The 16,274-nt window shown below is 75.2% G+C and carries 14 protein-coding genes; 11 read left to right on the top strand and 3 right to left on the bottom strand.

Features of this window, described 5'->3' with window-relative positions; translation table 11 throughout:
* Positions 1-38: 38 nt before the first annotated feature.
* The 8 genes from folC (at position 39) to dapA (ending at position 7,225) form a co-directional block, all read left to right on the top strand.
* Positions 39-1,523, top strand: a complete 1,485-nt coding sequence (gene folC / locus LWC33_RS12505) for a bifunctional tetrahydrofolate synthase/dihydrofolate synthase (protein ID WP_372476599.1) — start codon at positions 39-41, stop codon at positions 1,521-1,523.
* Positions 1,524-1,593: 70 nt separating this feature from the next.
* Positions 1,594-1,986 (top strand): DUF4233 domain-containing protein, encoded by a 393-nt coding sequence (locus tag LWC33_RS12500; protein ID WP_233304480.1) that lies wholly within the window; start codon positions 1,594-1,596, stop codon positions 1,984-1,986.
* 45 nt (positions 1,987-2,031) lie between these two features.
* A complete protein-coding gene (gene ndk, locus LWC33_RS12495; protein WP_233304479.1) occupies positions 2,032-2,442 on the top strand; it encodes a nucleoside-diphosphate kinase in 411 nt (136 codons plus the stop codon).
* Positions 2,443-2,444: 2 nt separating this feature from the next.
* Entirely contained in the window at positions 2,445-2,999 is a 555-nt protein-coding gene (locus LWC33_RS12490) for a GNAT family N-acetyltransferase (protein ID WP_233304478.1), read from the top strand.
* Positions 3,000-3,021: 22 nt separating this feature from the next.
* A complete protein-coding gene (locus LWC33_RS12485; RefSeq protein WP_233304540.1) occupies positions 3,022-3,933 on the top strand; it encodes an ABC transporter ATP-binding protein in 912 nt (303 codons plus the stop codon).
* A complete protein-coding gene (locus LWC33_RS12480; RefSeq protein ID WP_233304476.1) occupies positions 3,933-4,769 on the top strand; it encodes an ABC transporter permease in 837 nt (278 codons plus the stop codon). Before LWC33_RS12485 ends, LWC33_RS12480 begins: the two co-directional genes overlap by 1 nt.
* The gene (locus LWC33_RS12475; protein WP_233304474.1) at positions 4,766-5,596 is read left to right on the top strand and encodes an ABC transporter permease; all 831 of its coding nucleotides are present in this window, start codon (positions 4,766-4,768) and stop codon (positions 5,594-5,596) included. The genes LWC33_RS12480 and LWC33_RS12475 overlap by 4 nt, the downstream gene beginning before the upstream one ends.
* A gap of 750 nt (positions 5,597-6,346) precedes the next feature.
* Positions 6,347-7,225 carry a 4-hydroxy-tetrahydrodipicolinate synthase gene (gene dapA, locus LWC33_RS12470; protein ID WP_233304472.1) on the top strand — a complete coding sequence of 293 codons (879 nt, stop codon included), beginning with the start codon at positions 6,347-6,349 and terminating at the stop codon, positions 7,223-7,225.
* Positions 7,226-7,528: 303 nt separating this feature from the next.
* Here the strand turns inward: dapA and LWC33_RS12465 are convergent, their stop codons facing one another.
* Both LWC33_RS12465 and LWC33_RS12460 read right to left on the bottom strand, forming a co-directional pair.
* Entirely contained in the window at positions 7,529-9,127 is a 1,599-nt protein-coding gene (locus tag LWC33_RS12465) for an AfsR/SARP family transcriptional regulator (protein ID WP_233304471.1), read from the bottom strand.
* 90 nt (positions 9,128-9,217) lie between these two features.
* Positions 9,218-10,039 carry a class I SAM-dependent methyltransferase gene (locus LWC33_RS12460; RefSeq protein ID WP_233304470.1) on the bottom strand — a complete coding sequence of 274 codons (822 nt, stop codon included), beginning with the start codon at positions 10,037-10,039 and terminating at the stop codon, positions 9,218-9,220.
* A 124-nt stretch (positions 10,040-10,163) separates the two neighbouring features.
* Here LWC33_RS12460 and LWC33_RS12455 point away from each other — a divergent pair, with 124 nt between their 5' ends.
* Together LWC33_RS12455 and LWC33_RS12450 are read left to right on the top strand one after the other, a co-directional pair.
* Positions 10,164-12,107: a TIGR03960 family B12-binding radical SAM protein gene (locus LWC33_RS12455; protein ID WP_233304539.1), complete on the top strand. Its 1,944-nt coding sequence runs from the start codon at positions 10,164-10,166 to the stop codon at positions 12,105-12,107.
* On the top strand, positions 12,100-12,624 hold the full coding sequence (locus LWC33_RS12450) for a GNAT family N-acetyltransferase (protein ID WP_233304469.1): 525 nt from the start codon (positions 12,100-12,102) through the stop codon (positions 12,622-12,624). Before LWC33_RS12455 ends, LWC33_RS12450 begins: the two co-directional genes overlap by 8 nt.
* A gap of 4 nt (positions 12,625-12,628) precedes the next feature.
* Here LWC33_RS12450 and LWC33_RS35945 read toward each other — a convergent pair whose 3' ends face one another.
* Complete coding sequence (locus tag LWC33_RS35945) at positions 12,629-15,127, bottom strand: lysylphosphatidylglycerol synthase domain-containing protein (RefSeq protein WP_233304468.1); 2,499 nt, start codon at positions 15,125-15,127, stop codon at positions 12,629-12,631.
* Positions 15,128-15,340: 213 nt separating this feature from the next.
* Here LWC33_RS35945 and LWC33_RS12440 point away from each other — a divergent pair, with 213 nt between their 5' ends.
* Entirely contained in the window at positions 15,341-16,162 is an 822-nt protein-coding gene (locus LWC33_RS12440; RefSeq protein ID WP_233304467.1) for a TIGR03936 family radical SAM-associated protein, read from the top strand.
* Positions 16,163-16,274 lie beyond the last annotated feature (112 nt).

Raw genomic sequence — 16,274 nt, 5'->3', positions numbered from 1 at the left:
CTCGTGAGCCCGGCCCGGCGCGCGAGGGGCGCGGAGCGGTGACGGATCCGGAGCCCCCGGAGGGCGAGGGCGAGGTCCGCGCCCCCGAGGAGCAGACCCAGGACGCGGTGATCTCCCACGTCCTGGACCAGATCCGCGGGTCCGACACCCCGGACGTCGTGCCCGCGCAGTCCACGGCGGCGGGGTACGCCGAGTTCCTCGCCGTCGAGGCCGAGCTGGACCGGCGCTGGCCGGAGACGGTCATGGAGCCGTCGCTGGACCGGATCCGCGCGCTCGTCGAGGTCCTCGGAGACCCGCAGAACGGCTACCCGGTCGTGCACCTGACCGGCACGAACGGCAAGACGTCGACGGCCCGGATGGTCGACGCGATCCTCTCCGAGATCGGGCTGCGCACGGGCCGCTACACCAGCCCGCACCTGCAGCGGGCCACGGAGCGGATCAACCTGGACGACCGGCCGGTCTCGCCCGAGCGGTACGTGCAGGCCTACCGGGACGTCGAGCCGTTCGTGGACCTGCTCGACGCGAAGAACGAGATCAGGCTCAGCAAGTTCGAGGTGCTCACGGCCATGGCGTACTCGGCGTTCGCCGACGCGCCCGTCGAGGCCGGGATCGTCGAGGTCGGGCTGGGCGGGCGCTGGGACGCGACCAACGTCGTCGACGCCCGGGTCGCCGTGATCACCCCGGTCGGGCTCGACCATGCCGAGTACCTCGGCACGGACCTGCTCGGGATCGCGCGGGAGAAGGCCGGGATCATCAAACCCGGCTCCGTCGCGGTGCTCGCCGCACAGGACAAGGGCGTGGCGGAGGTGCTGATCGAGCGCTGCGCCGAGGTCGACGCCCAGGTGGCCCGCGAGGGCGCGGAGTTCGGCGTGCGCGAGCGGGAGCTGGCCGTGGGCGGGCAGCGGCTCGAGCTGCAGGGACTGTCGGGCCGGTACGACGACATCTTCCTGCCGCTGCACGGCGAGCACCAGGCGTCGAACGCGGCGATCGCGCTGGCCGCGGCGGAGGCCCTCGTCGGGGCCGGGCCGCAGCAGCCGCTGGATCCCGACGCGGTGCGGGCGGCCTTCGCGTCGGTCACCTCGCCCGGGCGACTGGAGCCGATGCAGGGCGGGCCGGGACGGCCGACGGTGCTGATCGACGCCGCGCACAACCCGCACGGCGCCCGCGCGCTGGCCGCCGCCCTGATGTCGGAGTTCCGGTTCACGCGGCTGGTCGCGGTGATCGGCGTGATGCGGGACAAGGACGCGAAGGGCCTGCTGGAGGCACTCGAACCCGCGGTGCACGAGGTCGTGGTGACCAGGAACTCGTCGCCGCGCGCGATGGACCCGGACGAGCTGGCGGCGCTCGCCGTCGAGGTGTTCGGGCGGGACCGGGTGAGCGTCGAGCCACAGCTGGCGGCGGCGATCGACCAGGGCGTCGAGCTGGCCGAGGAGGCCGGGGACTCGGGCGTCGGGGTGATCGTCACCGGCTCGGTGGTGACCGCGGGCGAGACCCGGTCGATCTTCGGGAAGGAGCCGGCGTGAGCACGGTGACCAGGGGCCGGGCCGGCGTGGGCGCGGCGACCCCCTGCGGGACCGGGAGCGGGGTGCAGGCGTGAGCACGGAGCCGGTGCGACCGCCCGCCACGGACCCGATGAAGGGCTTCCGCGGCGTGTGCGCGGGGCTGCTGGTGCTCGAGGCGATCGTGGTGCTGCTCGGGGTGCTCGTCGTCGCGAAGTTCACCCAGGGTGCGCTCAACCCGGTCGCGATCACCGTCGTGCTGGTGCTCGGGGTGCTGATGATCGTCGCGTCGGGGCTGCAGCGCCGGCCCTGGGGGCTGGGGTTCGCGCTGGTCCTGCAGGCCGGGCTGCTGGCCACCGGGGTCTTCCACTTCTCCCTGTTGGCGATCGGGCTGCTCTTCGTCCTGGTGTGGGGCACGGTGCTGTGGATGCGCCGGGAGGTCGCCCGTCGGATGGCCCGCGGCGAGCTGCCGTCCCAGCAGCAGTAGCGGCCCGGTGAGGACCCGTCGCGTGGCGTCGCTACGCTCCGGCGCGTGACTGAACGCACCCTGGTCCTCGTGAAGCCCGACGGCGTCGCCCGGAACCTGATCGGCGAGTGCCTGGCGCGCATCGAGCGCAAGGGCCTCACACTGGTGGCGCTGGAGATGCGCACCGTCGACCGCGAGCTGGCGAGCCAGCACTACGCCGAGCACGACGGCAAGCCCTTCTTCGAGTCGCTGCTCGAGTTCATCACCTCCGGCCCCCTGGTCGCGGCCGTGGCCGAGGGCCCGCGCGCGATCGCGGCGTGGCGGCAGATCGCCGGCGGCACCGACCCCGTGGAGAAGGCCACCCCGGGCAGCATCCGCGGCGACTTCGGCCTGGAGACCCAGTCGAACCTGGTGCACGGCTCGGACTCGCCCGAGTCCGCGGAGCGCGAGATCAAGCTCTGGTTCCCGAACCTGTGACGGTGGGCGGGCTCGCCCCCGTCCTCGATCCCACCGGCCTGGAGGCGGCCTTCGCCGACCTCTGGGTCGGGGTGACCCGCGCGGGCGGGGCCGTCGGTTTCCCGCCGGACGCGCCGGAGGGCGAGATCCGCGACCTCGCCGGGGCGACGCTCGCCGAGGTCCGTGCCGGGCGGCTGCACATGCTCGCCCTGCGGGACGGGGCTGCGCTGGTCGGCACGGCCTTCCTGCAGCCCGGCGCGGGTCCCGTCGTCGCGCACCGGGCGACCGTGCTGCGGCTGATGATCCACCCGGACCGGCAGCGGCAGGGGCTCGGCGGACGGCTGCTGGCCGCCGCCGTGGGCCGGGCGCGGGAGCTCGGGTTCGGGCAGCTGCTGCTGTCGGCCCGGGGCGGCACCGGGCTCCCCGGCTTCTACACCGGCCAGGGCTGGACCGAGGTGGGCCGCTTCCCGCGCGCCCTGCGGCTCGGCGCGGACGACGTCCGCGACGAGCACTGGTTCCAGCTCGAGATCGGGCCGGGTCCCCGGAATCGACGAGAAAGTGTCGGTCCGGCCCGTTAGCGTTCCGGACGTGGGGGACGGAATGGTCCAGGCGCGGGACCTGCGCAAGCGCTTCGGCGCGTTCGAGGCCGTCCGCGGGATCGACGTGGACGTTGCCCAGGGCGAGGTCTTCGGCTTCCTGGGGCCCAACGGGGCGGGCAAGTCCTCGACCATGCGGATGATCGCCTGCGTCTCGCCCCGAACGTCGGGATCGCTGCAGGTCCTGGGGATGGACCCGGACCGGGACGGGCCACGGATCCGGGCCCGGCTCGGCGTCGTCCCGCAGCTGGACAACCTCGACACCGAGCTGTCGGTCCGGGAGAACCTCGAGATCTACGGCCGCTATTTCGGGCTGCCGCGCCGGCACGTGCGGGCCAAGGCGGCGGAGCTGCTGGAGTTCGCCCGGCTCACCGAGCGGGCCGAGGACCGGGTGGAACCGCTGTCCGGCGGCATGAAGCGCCGGCTCACGATCGCCCGCTCCCTGGTCAACGACCCCGACCTCCTCCTGCTCGACGAGCCGACCACGGGCCTGGACCCGCAGGCCCGGCACCTGCTGTGGGAGCGGCTGTACCAGCTCAAGCGCGAGGGCGTCACCCAGATCATCACCACGCACTACATGGACGAGGCCGAGCAGCTGTGCGACCGGCTCGTCGTGATGGACGGCGGGGTGATCGTGGCCGAGGGGTCGCCCGCCGAGCTCATCGAGCGATGGTCGACGCGGGAGGTGCTGGAGCTGCGGTTCGCCCCGGCGGACCGGCCCGGGGCGGCGGACCTGGAGCGGCACGCCGAGCGGGTCGAGATGCTCCCGGACCGGGCGCTGCTCTACACCGCCGACGGGGAGCGTTCCCAGGCCGCGCTGCACTCCGCCGGGTTGCGGCCGCTGTCCGCGCTGGTGCGGCGCTCGACCCTGGAGGACGTGTTCCTCCGCCTCACGGGCCGGACACTGGTGGACTGATGGCGGTCGAGGAACGCGCACCCGCCCGTGCGACCCCGGCGGCGGCACCTCGGTGGGTGCACGGGGTGCTGCTGGTCGTCGAGTCGTTCTGGCGCTGGTACCGGCGCAACTGGCGCGCCACCGCGGTGTCGTCGGTGCTGCAGCCGCTGCTGTTCCTGCTCGCGTTCGGCCTCGGCTTCGGCAGCCTCATCGCGACCCGCCCCGGGGCCGAGGCGGCCACCGGCGGCGTGCCGTACCTGGTCTGGCTCGCCCCGGCGCTGCTGGCGATGTCCACGGTGCAGAGCGCGGCCTTCGAGATGACCTACCCCGTGCTGTCCGGGTTCAAGTGGCAGCGCGTCTACCTGGGCATGGCGGCCACCCCGCTCACCGGCGCCCAGATCGCCCTCGGCCACCTCGTCTGGGTCGCGGCCAAGATGACGCTCACCGGCGCGGTCTACCTCGTCCTGATCGCGGTGTTCGGCGGGGCCGCGTCGATCGGGGTGCTGGGCTCGCTCGGCGCGGCGGTGCTGACCGGGGCAGCCGTGGCGGCGCCGGTCATGGCGTTCTCGGCGAGTCGGGAGGACGAGGGCGCGGCGTTCAACGCGTTGTTCCGGTTCGTCGTGCTGCCCATGACCTTGTTCTCCGGCACGTTCTTCCCGGTCGCGGCGCTGCCGGCGTGGGTGCAGCCGCTGGCGTGGATCTCGCCGCTGTGGCACGGCACCGAGCTGGCCCGTGCCGCCGCACTGGGCACCGGCACGGCCGGGGCGGTGCTCGGCAACCTCACCTACCTGCTCGCGCTGCTCGCCGTCGGCGTGTGGCTGTCGGTGCGGCTGTTCACCCGGAGGCTCGCGCCGTGACCGCTGCCGACACCGCCACGCGCTCGGCTCCGGGGTGGGCGCGGCTGCTGCCCGGCGGCAGCTACGCGGGCCGCTCGCGCATGCTGCTGCTGCGGTCCGCGACCGCCTCGCGCCGCACCTGGCCGGCGATCGTGTCCGGGTTCGCCGAGCCGGTGTTCTACCTGCTGGCGATGGGGTCGGGGCTGGGCTCGCTGGTCGGCGAGCTGCCCGGGCCGGACGGGCGGCCGATCTCCTACGCCGCCTACATCGCCCCGGGGCTCCTGGCCGCGTCCGCGATGAACGGGGCGGTCTTCGACGCGACGTTCAACGTCTTCTTCAAGCTCAAGTACAACCGGCTCTACGACGCGATGCTGGCCACCCCGCTCGGCCCGGTCGACATCGCGCTCGGCGAGATCGGCTGGGCGCTGCTGCGCGGCGGGCTCTACGCCACCGGCTTCCTCTCGGTCATGGCGGTCGCCGGGCTCATCACGTCACCCTGGGCGCTGCTTGCGCTCCCGGCCGCACTGCTGGTCGCGTTCGCGTTCGCGGCGGTCGGGATGGCGGCGACCTCGTTCATGCGCTCCTGGCAGGACTTCGACCTGGTCACCCTCGCCGTGCTGCCGATGTTCCTGTTCGCAACGACCTTCTACCCGCTGGGCGTCTACCCCCGGCCGCTGCAGATCCTCGTCGAGTGCCTACCCCTGTTCCACGCGGTCGAGCTGATGCGTGGGCTCACCACCGGGGCGGTCCAGATCGGCCTGCTCGGCCATCTCGCGTACTTCCTGGTCATGGCTGCGGTCGGGGTTGTCGTCGCCGCGCGCAGGCTGGAAGCGCTGTTGCTGCGGTGACCCTGGTCCGTGTGCCGATCCGTGCGCCGATCCCTGCGCCGGCCGTTCCGACCGCACCACGGAGCCGGCCAGGGCCACCAGGCCCAGCAGCCCGGTGAGCCACGCGCCGAGGGCCACGGGGCAGCGGGTCACCGTCTGCGCCGCGGCCAGCACCGAGGTGGCCCCGGCGGCGGCCAGCGCGACCTGGTGCGGCCAGCACGGCAGCCGGCCGGAGCGGGCCAGCGCGCCGGTGACCAGCGCGAGCACCGCGAGCCCGAGCAGCAGCAGGACCGGTACCCGGCCGGCCCGCCCGAGGCCCAGCAGCGTCCGGATGTGCCACTGGGCCACGCGCGTGACCGGGACGTCGTGCCACGGCGACCCCCACCACCGCAGCCCGAGCGCAGCCACCGCGAGCAGGGCCGCGGCCGTGCCCGCCTCGCGCAGCCGGGGCAGCTCACGCGGCGTGGGACGGGGCCGCCGGCGCACCGGCGGGGCCGTCGGGGACACCGCGCTCATCACCGCTCCCTCGCTCCTTCCGTGACGCGACGCTGCCCGGAACGCTAGGGACCGACGGGGAGCGGGTCGCCCGTGCGAGCCCCCGGATCCGGGCGCGCCCACCCCCCGTGCGGGGGTGGGGCCAGCACCACCTCCGCACCGCCCGGGCCGGGGCCGGGGACCCTGCTCACCCGGGCCGGATCGCCCTGGGCCCGCGCCACGCGCGCTTGCTACCGTCGCCGTCGCCGTCGCGTTCGCGTCACGAAGGGGATGATCATGATCACCGGAAGTCTCGTCGCGCTGGTCACCCCCATGCGGGAGGACGGCTCGATCGACCACGAGGCACTGGAGCGACTCGTCGAGCGGCAGGTGCTGGCCGGGACCGCGGCGATCGTGTCCGTGGGCACGACCGGCGAGTCCTCCACGCTGTCGGTCGAGGAGCACACGGACGTCATCCGCCGCACGATCAACGTCGTCGCTGGACGGGTCCCGGTCATCGCGGGCACCGGCGCGAACAACACCGACGAGGCCATCCACCTCACGAAGTCCGCCGCGGCCGCCGGCGCCGACGGGGCTCTGCTGGTCACGCCGTACTACAACAAGCCGCCGCAGGAGGGCCTGTTCCGGCACTTCAAGAAGGTCGCCGAGGCCGTCGACATCCCGCAGTACCTCTACAACGTCCCCGGCCGCACCGCCTGCGACATGCTGCCCTCGACCGTCGAGCGGCTCGCCGAGGTGCCGAACATCGTCGGACTCAAGGAGGCCAAGGGCGACCTGGACCGGGTGCGCGACCTCGTCGCGCTCGGGCTGACGGACTTCGCGCTCTACTCCGGCGACGACGCCACCGCCCGCGCCAGCATGCTCGCCGGCTTCCACGGCGACATCTCGGTCACCGCGAACGTCGCGCCCGAGGCGATGGCGCGCATGTGCAAGGCGGCCATCTCCGGCGACGCCGAGGAGGCGGCCACCATCGACGCCGACCTCGCCGGTCTGCACCGCGCCCTGTTCGCCGAGCCCAACCCGATCCCGGTGAAGTGGGCGCTGGCCGAGATGGGGCTGATGCCCCGGGGCATCCGGCTGCCGCTGGTCCCGCTCGACGAGTGGCACCACGAGGACGTCCGCGCCGCCCTGCGCATCGCCGGCCTCCTCGACTGACCGCGGTCCCCGGGCACCTGCCCGGGAGCGTCCGGATCGAGGCGGCGGCTCGGCCTCGAGGCCCGCGATCGGGCACCGCGACGAACGTCGTCGCCCCCGGCCCAGCGCTGCATCAGCGCTCGGCGCTGCGGCATGTGCCCGGCGCGCCGCACCCGCCCGGCGCGCCGCACCCGCCCGGCGCGCTGCACCCGCCCGGCGGGCTGCACCCGCCCGGGCGCCGCACCCGCCGGCGCTGCCACACCCCTCGGTCGCGACACACCCAGGCGCCATGTGCGGTACAGCCGTTCGCGAGACCGCGGCGGGTCAGTCGCGGAGGAGGGCGGGGTTGTCGTGCGGCAGGGCCCGGGCCCGCGCGTCGGCGGCGGCGTCGGTGTCGCCGAGCCGGGCGCGGTGCCGGGCGGCGCGCACCGCGTACTCCGCCAGTCCCGTGTGCTCGGCGCGCCGGGCCAGCAGCGCGGCCTCGCGCAGCGCCGCGGCCCGGTCGAGGTCCGAGGTGATCCCGCAGAGCGTGTCGCGCAGGTGCAGCTCGATCCAGCAGCACACGTCGGCGTCGGCGACGAGGGTGGCGCAGGCACCGTCGAGGGCCGTCGCGGCCGCGGCCGGGTCGCCCAGCCGGGCCCGGGCGACGGCGAGGCCGCGGCTGGTCAGGGCGATCCAGCAGGCGTCGTCGAGGACCTCGGCGAGGGTGTGGGCGTCGGCGAGGACGGCCTCGGCCTCCGCCACGCGGTCCTCCCGGAGCAGGACCTCGCCGTGCAGAGCGTCGATCCACGGCCGCATCGACGTCCACCCGAGCTCACCGGCCATCAGGCGGGCCTCGCCCACGTCGGCGGCGGCCGCCTCGTCCTCGCCGCGTTGCAGCCGGGCCCGGGCCCGCATGGCGATCGCGGCGGTGAACGCGCGGGGCCGGTCCGCGGTCTCGGCGAGCGCGACGGCGGCGTCGAGCTCGCGCACCGCCCACTCCGAGAGCCCGGTGTCGATCAGCGCGAACCCGCGCACGTGCGCGACGCCCGCCCGCTGCTCCGGCCGCTCCCCGGCCGCGGCGTCGGCGCTCGCGAGCATCCGCAGCGCCGTGGTGGGGGCGCCGGTGGCCGTGGCGACGAAGCCGAGCTCGCGGCGGGCGAGCGAGGCGATGTCGGCCAGGCCCTCGCGCGTGGCGAGCCGGTCGGCCTCGCGCAACGCGGCGGCGGCGCCGGGGTCCGAGCTGGCGACGGCGTGGACGTACCCGCGCCCGTAGTGCGCGAGCGCCTCGGCCAGGACGACGTCGTCGCCCAGCTCCCGGGCCCGCCGGACCGCGCCGGCGAGGATCGCCGTGCCGTCGCGGGCCGCCCCCGAGTCCATCACCTGCTCGCCCACCCGGACGAGCTCGCGCACCGCGGCCCGGCTGGCGGGGGACTGGCGCCGCGGCCGGTGCCGCCGCTGCAGCCGCGCCCCGTCCCGGGCCAGGGCGTGCCGGCGGCCGTGCAGCCACGCGGCGAACTCGGGCACGTCGGGCTCGGCGCACTCGAGCAGCGGCAGGGTGGCGTCGGCCAGCGGCCAGCCGGCGGGTGCGCGCCCGGCCAGGACGTCGACGACGTCGACCCGGACGCCGTCGGCGAGCTCGCAGGTCAGCGGGTCGCCCTCGATCCGGACCGCGTCCCCCACGGCGCGACGCACCTGGCTCAGCGTCCAGCGCAGCGCGGCCTGCGGGTCCTCGGCGTCGGGGAACAGCTGGTCCTGGACCCGCCCGCGGGGGACCGGCCCGGTCGAGGTCAGCAGCAGCGCGAGCAGCGCCCACGGCTTGCGCCCCCGGGGGACGGGAGGGCGCGGCCCGCGCGTCTCGACGCGCGGCGGCCCGAGCAGGCGGACCACGACGGCGGGCCCCGCCCCGCTGTCGTCCCCCCGTCCCGCCCCGCCCGGATCCATCCGCGTCCTCCCGTCCGCTGGGAAGGAGCCCAGGATGGCAGCGCCCGATACGTCCGACGTCGTCCGTTCGGCCGGATTCGGCCGTCCGGCTCAGGCGCGTTCGGCCGTGACGAGCAGGTACTCGGACTCCCAGACGCCACCGGTCCGCGTCCGGGTGAGGAGGTCGAGGAAGGCGGCGTCGAGCTCGGCGGTGCGGGCCGGGTCGCCGGCCACGTTCCGGTAGACCGCGATCGTGGGGCCGTAGTGGCGCTTCCACCACTCGCGGAAGTCCTGCGGCGAGTCGCTGACGTCGAGGGTGCAGGTGCGCTTCTCGGCGCGGAGGGCCCGCACGCCCGTGCCGAACAGCTCGCGGACGTGTTCCTCGCTGCCCCACAGCGGTGCGGGCCGGGCGCCCGGCGGGGGTGGCGGCGCGAAGGGCTTCATGGTGGCGAAGAGCTGCCCGACGAAGCCCTCGGGCGTCCAGTTGATCAGCCCGATGGTGCCGCCGGGCCGGCAGACCCGCAGCGTCTCGGCCGCGGTGCGCTCGTGGAACGGCGCGAACATCGACCCCACGCACGAGATCACGACGTCGAACTCGCCGGTCTCGAAGGGCAGCGACTGGGCGTCGGCCTCGACCCACTCCAGGTACAGCCCGCGTGCGCGGGCGATCCGGCGGCCCTGCTCGAGCAGCTCCGGGGTCAGGTCGGACGCGACGACCTCGGCGCCGGCCGCCGCGGCCGGGATCGAGGCGTTGCCGGTGCCCGCGCCCACGTCGAGCACGCGCTGCCCGGACCGCACATCGACGGCCTCGACGAGGACCGCGCCCAGGCCGGGGATGAGGTCGGCGGCGACCGTGCCGTAGTCGCCGGCGGCCCACAGCGCGCGGTGCCGGGGGCCGATGGTGCGGATCGGGTCGGTGGTGGGGGTGCTCATGGGGGCTCCTCGTCGGACGTCCGCTCGGTGGTGGCGGTCACGGGGAGCGTGGCGGGGGAGCGTGTGCGGAACCGTGTGCGGAGGAGGAACCGGCGCGGGGCTACCCTGGGTCCGCGTGAGCGCTGTGCTGTCAGGGTCCGTCTTCCCGGCCCTCGAACCGCTGCTGCCGCGTGTGTCGAAGCCCGTGCAGTACGTCGGTGGCGAGCTGAACGCGCAGACCAGGCCGTGGGAGTCCGCCGAGGTCCGGTGGGCGCTGCTCTACCCGGACGCCTACGAGGTCGGCCTACCCAACCAGGGCGTCATGATCCTCTACGAGGTCCTCAACGAGCGCGCCGACACCCTCGCCGAGCGCTGCTACGCGGTCTGGCCGGACCTCGAGGAGCTCATGCGCGAGCACGGGGTGCCGGCCTTCACGGTCGACTCGCACCGCCCGGTCGGCGCGTTCGACCTGCTCGGCGTCAGCTTCTCCACGGAGCTGGGCTACACCAACCTGCTGACCACGCTCGACCTCGCCGGCATCCCGCTGCACGCCGCCGACCGCGACGAGAGCCACCCGGTCGTCGTCGCGGGCGGGCACGCCGCCTTCAACCCCGAGCCGATCGCCGACTTCGTCGACGTCGCCGCGCTCGGGGACGGCGAGGAGGTGGTCGGCGACATCACCGACGTCGTCAAGGCGTGGAAGGCCGAGGGCCGGCCCGGCGGCCGGCGCGAGCTCCTCATGAGGCTCGCGAACACCGACGGCTGCTACGTCCCGTCGCTGTACTCGGTGACCTACGAGAACGGCGCGATCGCGGCGGTCACGCCCGAGCCGGGAGCGCCGGCGACCGTCCAGAAGCGCACCACCAGCGACCTCGACGAGTGGCCCTACCCGAAGGCCCCGCTGGTCCCGCTGGCCGAGACCGTGCACGAGCGGGCCAGCGTGGAGATCTTCCGCGGCTGCACCCGCGGCTGCCGGTTCTGCCAGGCGGGCATGATCACCCGTCCGGTGCGCGAGCGGTCGCTGCAGGGGATCGGCGCGATGGTCGACCAGGCCGTCCGCGCCTCCGGGTTCGACGAGGTCGGCCTGCTCAGCCTGTCGAGCGCCGACCACTCCGAGATCGCCGACATCACCAAGGGCCTGGCGGACCGCTACGAGGGCACCAACACCTCGCTGTCGCTGCCGAGCACCCGCGTCGACGCCTTCAACATCGACCTGGCCAACGAGATCAGCCGCAACGGCCGCCGCTCCGGGCTCACCTTCGCCCCCGAGGGCGGGTCCGAGCGGATCCGCCGGGTGATCAACAAGATGGTGTCGGAGGAGGACCTCATCCGCACCGTGTCCGAGGCGTTCGCGCAGGGCTGGCGGCAGGTCAAGCTGTACTTCATGTGCGGGCTGCCCACCGAGGAGGACGAGGACGTCCTCGAGATCGCGGGCATGGCGCACCGGGTCATCCAGGCCGGCCGCGCCGCCTCGGGCCGCAACGACGTGCGCTGCACCATCTCCATCGGCGGGTTCGTCCCGAAGCCGCACACGCCGTTCCAGTGGGCGGCGCAGGCGCACCCGGACGTCGTCGACGCCCGGCTGCGCAAGCTCCGCGAGGCCGTGAACAGCAACAGGAAGCTGGGCCGCAACATCGGCATGCGCTACCACGACGGGCAGCCCTCGCTCATCGAGGGCCTGCTCGCCCGGGGCGACCGCCGGGTCGGCGCGGTGATCGAGCGGGTGTGGCGCGAGGGCGGCCGGTTCGACGGCTGGTCCGAGCACTTCTCCTACGACCGCTGGATCACGGCGGCGAAGGACGAGCTGGAGCCGCTCGGCGTCTCGCTGGACTGGTTCACCACCCGGGAGCGCGAGGAGGGCGAGATCCTGCCCTGGGACCACCTCGACTCCGGGCTGGAGCGGGACTGGCTCTGGGCGGACTGGCAGGACGCGCTGTCCGGCCGGGAGCAGGACGACTGCCGTTGGACCCCGTGCTTCGACTGCGGGGTGTGCCCCTCGACGGGCGCCGACATCGAGGTCGGGCCGAGCGGCACGACGCTGCTCCCGCTGACGGTGGTGAACCCCGTCGGACGGGAGCTGGGTGGCTGAGGAACCGCAGCCGGCCGGGTCGCAGTCGGCGGGCACCCGGCAGATCACCGTCCGCGTCGCGGACGAGCGCGACGTCGAGGCCCTCGCGAGGCTGCGCCGCGCCTGGACCGAGGAGCGGGCCGGCCGCCCGGTCTCCGACCAGGGCTTCGAGGCGGCGTTCGCGCAGTGGGCGCGCGTCGAGCAGCCCCGGCGGACCTTCTGGCTGGCCGAGATCGGCAGCGACCGGGCGGGCTGGACGCCGATCGGCTCGATCAACGTCGTCGAGATCGTCCCGATGCCCCGGCCCGGGACGCGCGCGGGCAAGGTCGGGCAGGTGGGCAACGCCTTCGTGCTCGAGGCCTTCGCCGACCGCGGGGTCCCGCGCGCCCTGCTGCAGGCCGTCGTCGACCACGCCCGGGACCGCCGGTACCGGCGGCTGATCCTCGCCCCGACCGCCCGCAGCACGACCTTCTACCGCCGCGCGGGCTTCCGGCCGGCGGGGGAGACCCTGCTGGTCCTCGAGCCGGGGGCGGGGTAGCCCGTCAGACCACGCCCCGGTGCTGCAGGTAGCGGAACATGCCGATCCCGGGGAGCACCGGCAGCCAGTAGGTCAGCAGCCGCGAGGTCAGCGTCGCCGCGACCGCCGGCGCGGGGGCCACGCCGACGGCGACGAGCCCGGCCACGAGCAGCGCCTCCACCGCGCCGAGGCCGCCGGGCGTCGGGGCGATGTGCCCGAGGGTCTGCCCGACCACGAACACCACCAGCACCTCCAGCCACGGGAAGTGCGGGTCGAAGGCGGCCAGGCAGGTGGCCAGGCCGAGCGCGGAGACCAGGTGGTACGCGGCGGCGCCGCCGAACAGCTGCGCGGCCCGCACCGGGCGGCGGATCGCCCCCCACAGCTGGCGGACGACCTGCAGGCCGGGGCGGACGATCCGCCGCCGGCCCAGCGGTGACCCGAGGACCAGCCCGGCGAGGACGAGGATCCCGGCGATCGCGCCCAGCAACGGCCAGCCGGTGGGGATCTTGACGAACCGGAGCGTCCCGGTGATGCCCACGGCGAAGACCCCGACCACGCAGATCACCCCCGAGACCACGCCGGTCGCCGCCAGGTTGAGCATCGTCACCCCGACGGCGAGCGAGCGGCGCAGCCCCAGCTTCTCCATGAACGCGATGTTGATCCCGAAGAAGCCGACTCCGCCGGGTGTGGTCCGGCCGGTGAAGGCGGCCGCGACCTGCACCTCCACGGTGCGCCGGAACGGCAGGTGGGCGTCGCAGGAGCCCAGCAGGGACACCGCGGACAGCACGATCGCCAGCATCCCGGTGAACACGGCCAGCGCGAGCCACCACCAGTTGGCGCCGCGGAGCAGGTCGAGCGTCTGCGGGAGGTCGGCGAACTGGGGCAGCAGAAGGTAGATCGCGCCGCCGAGGAACAGCATCGTGACCAGCGCGCGCGGCCGCACGGGCGACGGGTAGCTCGGCAGCGGGCGCCCGATCCGATCGGCCAGCGCCTCGCGCAGCTCGCTGAACAGGTAGTGACCCTCGGCGATCTGCTCCCGGACCCCGCGGTGCAGGGCGAGGGGCTGCAGGTAGGCCAGCGCCGCCTCGAGCCGGTCCGCGGAGAGGGCCCGGTGGGCCGCCGTGACGGTCCGGTCGACACCGACGATGGCGACCAGCGTGATCAGCACGTCGGCGAGGTCCTGGGCCAGCAGCGCCGGGCTCGCCCCGACCTGGCCGAAGGTGAAGTTCAGCAGCCAAGGGTTCCCCTCGGCGTCCACCAGGATGTTGTCGGCCTGCAGGTCGTGGTGGGCGATGTGGGCCCGGCCCAGGAGCGCGACCTGCGTGCAGATCGCGTCCAGCAGGGGGTCGTCGATCTGCGCGGTCGGCAGGTCGGCGAGCCGCCGCCCCTCGACCACCCGGTGGACCAGCACCGGCGAGCCGTGCTCGATCACGCAGGCCAGCTCCACGTGCGGGGTCCGCACCCCGGCCGCCTCGGCCAGGCGCGACACGTACGCCTCGTGCTCGACCTCGTGGTGGGTGCTCGAGAGGCGGGGGACGTCCTGGACGTCGATCGTGGCGAGCAGCCGGCGGAAGCGGTACCAGGGCCCCGCCCGTCGGTGCAGCCGCGCCACCGTGCGCGCCACGAGCCGCCCGCCGTCCCGGGTGGTGATCGTGAAGCGGCGCGGGCCCAGCAGGTGGGTGCGCTCCTCCTGGATCCCGTCCGGGCGCAGCCCGGCCAGCTCCAGGGTGCGGCGCACCGCCTCGACGGAGGTCCGGCGCCCCGGCGCCCCGCCGACGAGGTGCGACGCCGAGCCGGCCCCCCAGCCGACGACCGCGCCGGCGAACACCGCGAGCGGCAGCACGCCCAGGTACACCTCGGCCAGCGCGACCGCGGCCGCCACGACCCAGGCGCCGGAGGTGGCCTTGCGCGGCAGGTACGGGGCGACGGCCGTGACCAGCGCGGCCGCGATGGCCGTGTGGGTCGCGGCGAAGGCGAACCCCTCCGGCCCCGGGAGCCGCAGTCCGGTCTCGACCAGGAGCTCGGGCGGGACGGGCCGCGCCGTGACGAGGTGGCCGAGCGCCGTCGTCGCCACCCACGCGACGACGCCGGCGGCGACCATCTGCAGCGCCGCGCGAACGTGCTTGACGTAGAGGGCGATCGCCGCCGCCCCGGCCACGCCGACCCACGACCCCACCCAGAGCAGCCCTCTGGCGACCGGTGCGAAGCCGGCGGGAAGGGCGCCGATCTCCTCGAAGATCGCCGCCTCCACGGGGTTGACCACGCCGTCGGCCGCGAACGTGCACAGCGTGACGACCGCGGCCGCGACGAGGACCCGCACGATGTCGCCCGGGCGCCGGCCGACGGAGAACCGCCGCAGCGAGTGGGGCCCGGGCGAGATGATCGGACCCTCAGGGGCGTCCTCCGTCGCGTCGTCCTTCCCACCCTTCCGTGGTGCCGGCACGCCGATCCCGCGCGGGCCCTCGTCGTCCGCCTGCCCGGTGCCGTCGCCGGCCCGTTCCTCGAGGCTGCTGCTCTCGTCCACGCTCCCGACCCCGCCCTCGACCTCGCTCCCGTTCCCGGTGCGCCGCGTCCGGCGTCCGTGCCGACCATGCCGACCGTGCCGACCGTGCCGAGTGTGTCCCCGGAAGTGCCGCACCCCAACCGCCGGATCGGGGCTCCGTCGGCGACCGCCCGGGCGGGCGCGGCGGGTGGGCGGGCGCCGGGAGCGCGGGGGCCGGGGCCTACCCTTGCCCGCATGGCTCGAGTGCGACCCGGGGAGGCCGCGAACCCCGCACCGCCGACGGTGCAGCGCATCCGCGTGCGCTTCGCCAAGCGCGGGCGGCTGCGGTTCCTGTCGCACCGTGACGTGGCCCGCAGCGTGGAGCGCGCGGTGCGCCGCGCCGGCGTCCCCGTGTCGCACTCGCACGGATTCAGCCCGCACCCGCGCATCTCGTGGATCGGCGCGGCCCCGACCGGCACGGCCAGCGAGGCCGAGTACCTCGAGATCGGCCTCACCCGCGAGGTCGATCCGGAGGTCGTGCGGGCGGCGCTCGACGCGGCCCTGCCCGAGGGCCTCGACATCCTCGACGCGGTGGTCGCCGAGCCGCCGGCCCTCGCGGACCGGGTCGACGCGAGCCTGTGGCGGATCGCCCTGCCCGGTGTTCCCGAGGGGACGCTGCGGGCGGCGGTCGAGGCGCTCCTGGCGCGCGACGCGCTCGTGGTCGAGCGGGTCATGCCGGCCGGGCGACGGGAGATCGACGTCCGGGCGGCGGTCGTGTCGGCGACCGTCACGGCCTGCGACGATGCGGCCGCGGGCGGCCCGCCGGCGGGTGACGTACCGGGCGGGGTCACACCGGAACCGGACGCCGCCGGGCCGGACTGTGCGATACTGACCGCGGTCGTACGGCAGACGACACCCGCTGTTCGACCCGACGACGTGTTGGGCGCACTCGACGTTGTCGCAGGTCTGAAGCCGCCGGTGCCCGCGAAGGCGACCCGGATGGCGCAGGGCCTGCTCGACGACCGGGGCCGCCTCGCCGATCCGCTCGGTCCCGGCCGGGTCACCGCCCGGGCCTGACCGCCGCGGAGCGGTGCGACGCCGGCCCGGGGTGGGCCGGTCGGACGCGACGTCGAGCACACCGAGCGACCAGGATTGCCCGGCCCGCACCGCGGGACGGGAGAACGCGTGA

Source organism: Pseudonocardia terrae, assembly GCF_021343995.1.
GTDB classification, from domain to species: domain Bacteria; phylum Actinomycetota; class Actinomycetes; order Mycobacteriales; family Pseudonocardiaceae; genus Pseudonocardia; species Pseudonocardia terrae.
The sequence above is the reverse complement of the archived record's forward strand: the minus strand, read 5'-3'. Positions and strand labels throughout refer to the sequence as shown.

Coding starts and splice junctions, on each gene's coding strand:
- LWC33_RS12480 (WP_233304476.1), top strand. CDS start 3,933: ATGGCGGTCGAGGAACGCGCACCCGCCCGTGCGACCCCGGCGGCGGCA.
- LWC33_RS12440 (WP_233304467.1), top strand. CDS start 15,341: ATGGCTCGAGTGCGACCCGGGGAGGCCGCGAACCCCGCACCGCCGACG.
- LWC33_RS12460 (WP_233304470.1), bottom strand. CDS start 10,039: ATGAGCACCCCCACCACCGACCCGATCCGCACCATCGGCCCCCGGCAC.
- LWC33_RS12465 (WP_233304471.1), bottom strand. CDS start 9,127: ATGGATCCGGGCGGGGCGGGACGGGGGGACGACAGCGGGGCGGGGCCC.
- LWC33_RS12485 (WP_233304540.1), top strand. CDS start 3,022: ATGGTCCAGGCGCGGGACCTGCGCAAGCGCTTCGGCGCGTTCGAGGCC.
- dapA (WP_233304472.1), top strand. CDS start 6,347: ATGATCACCGGAAGTCTCGTCGCGCTGGTCACCCCCATGCGGGAGGAC.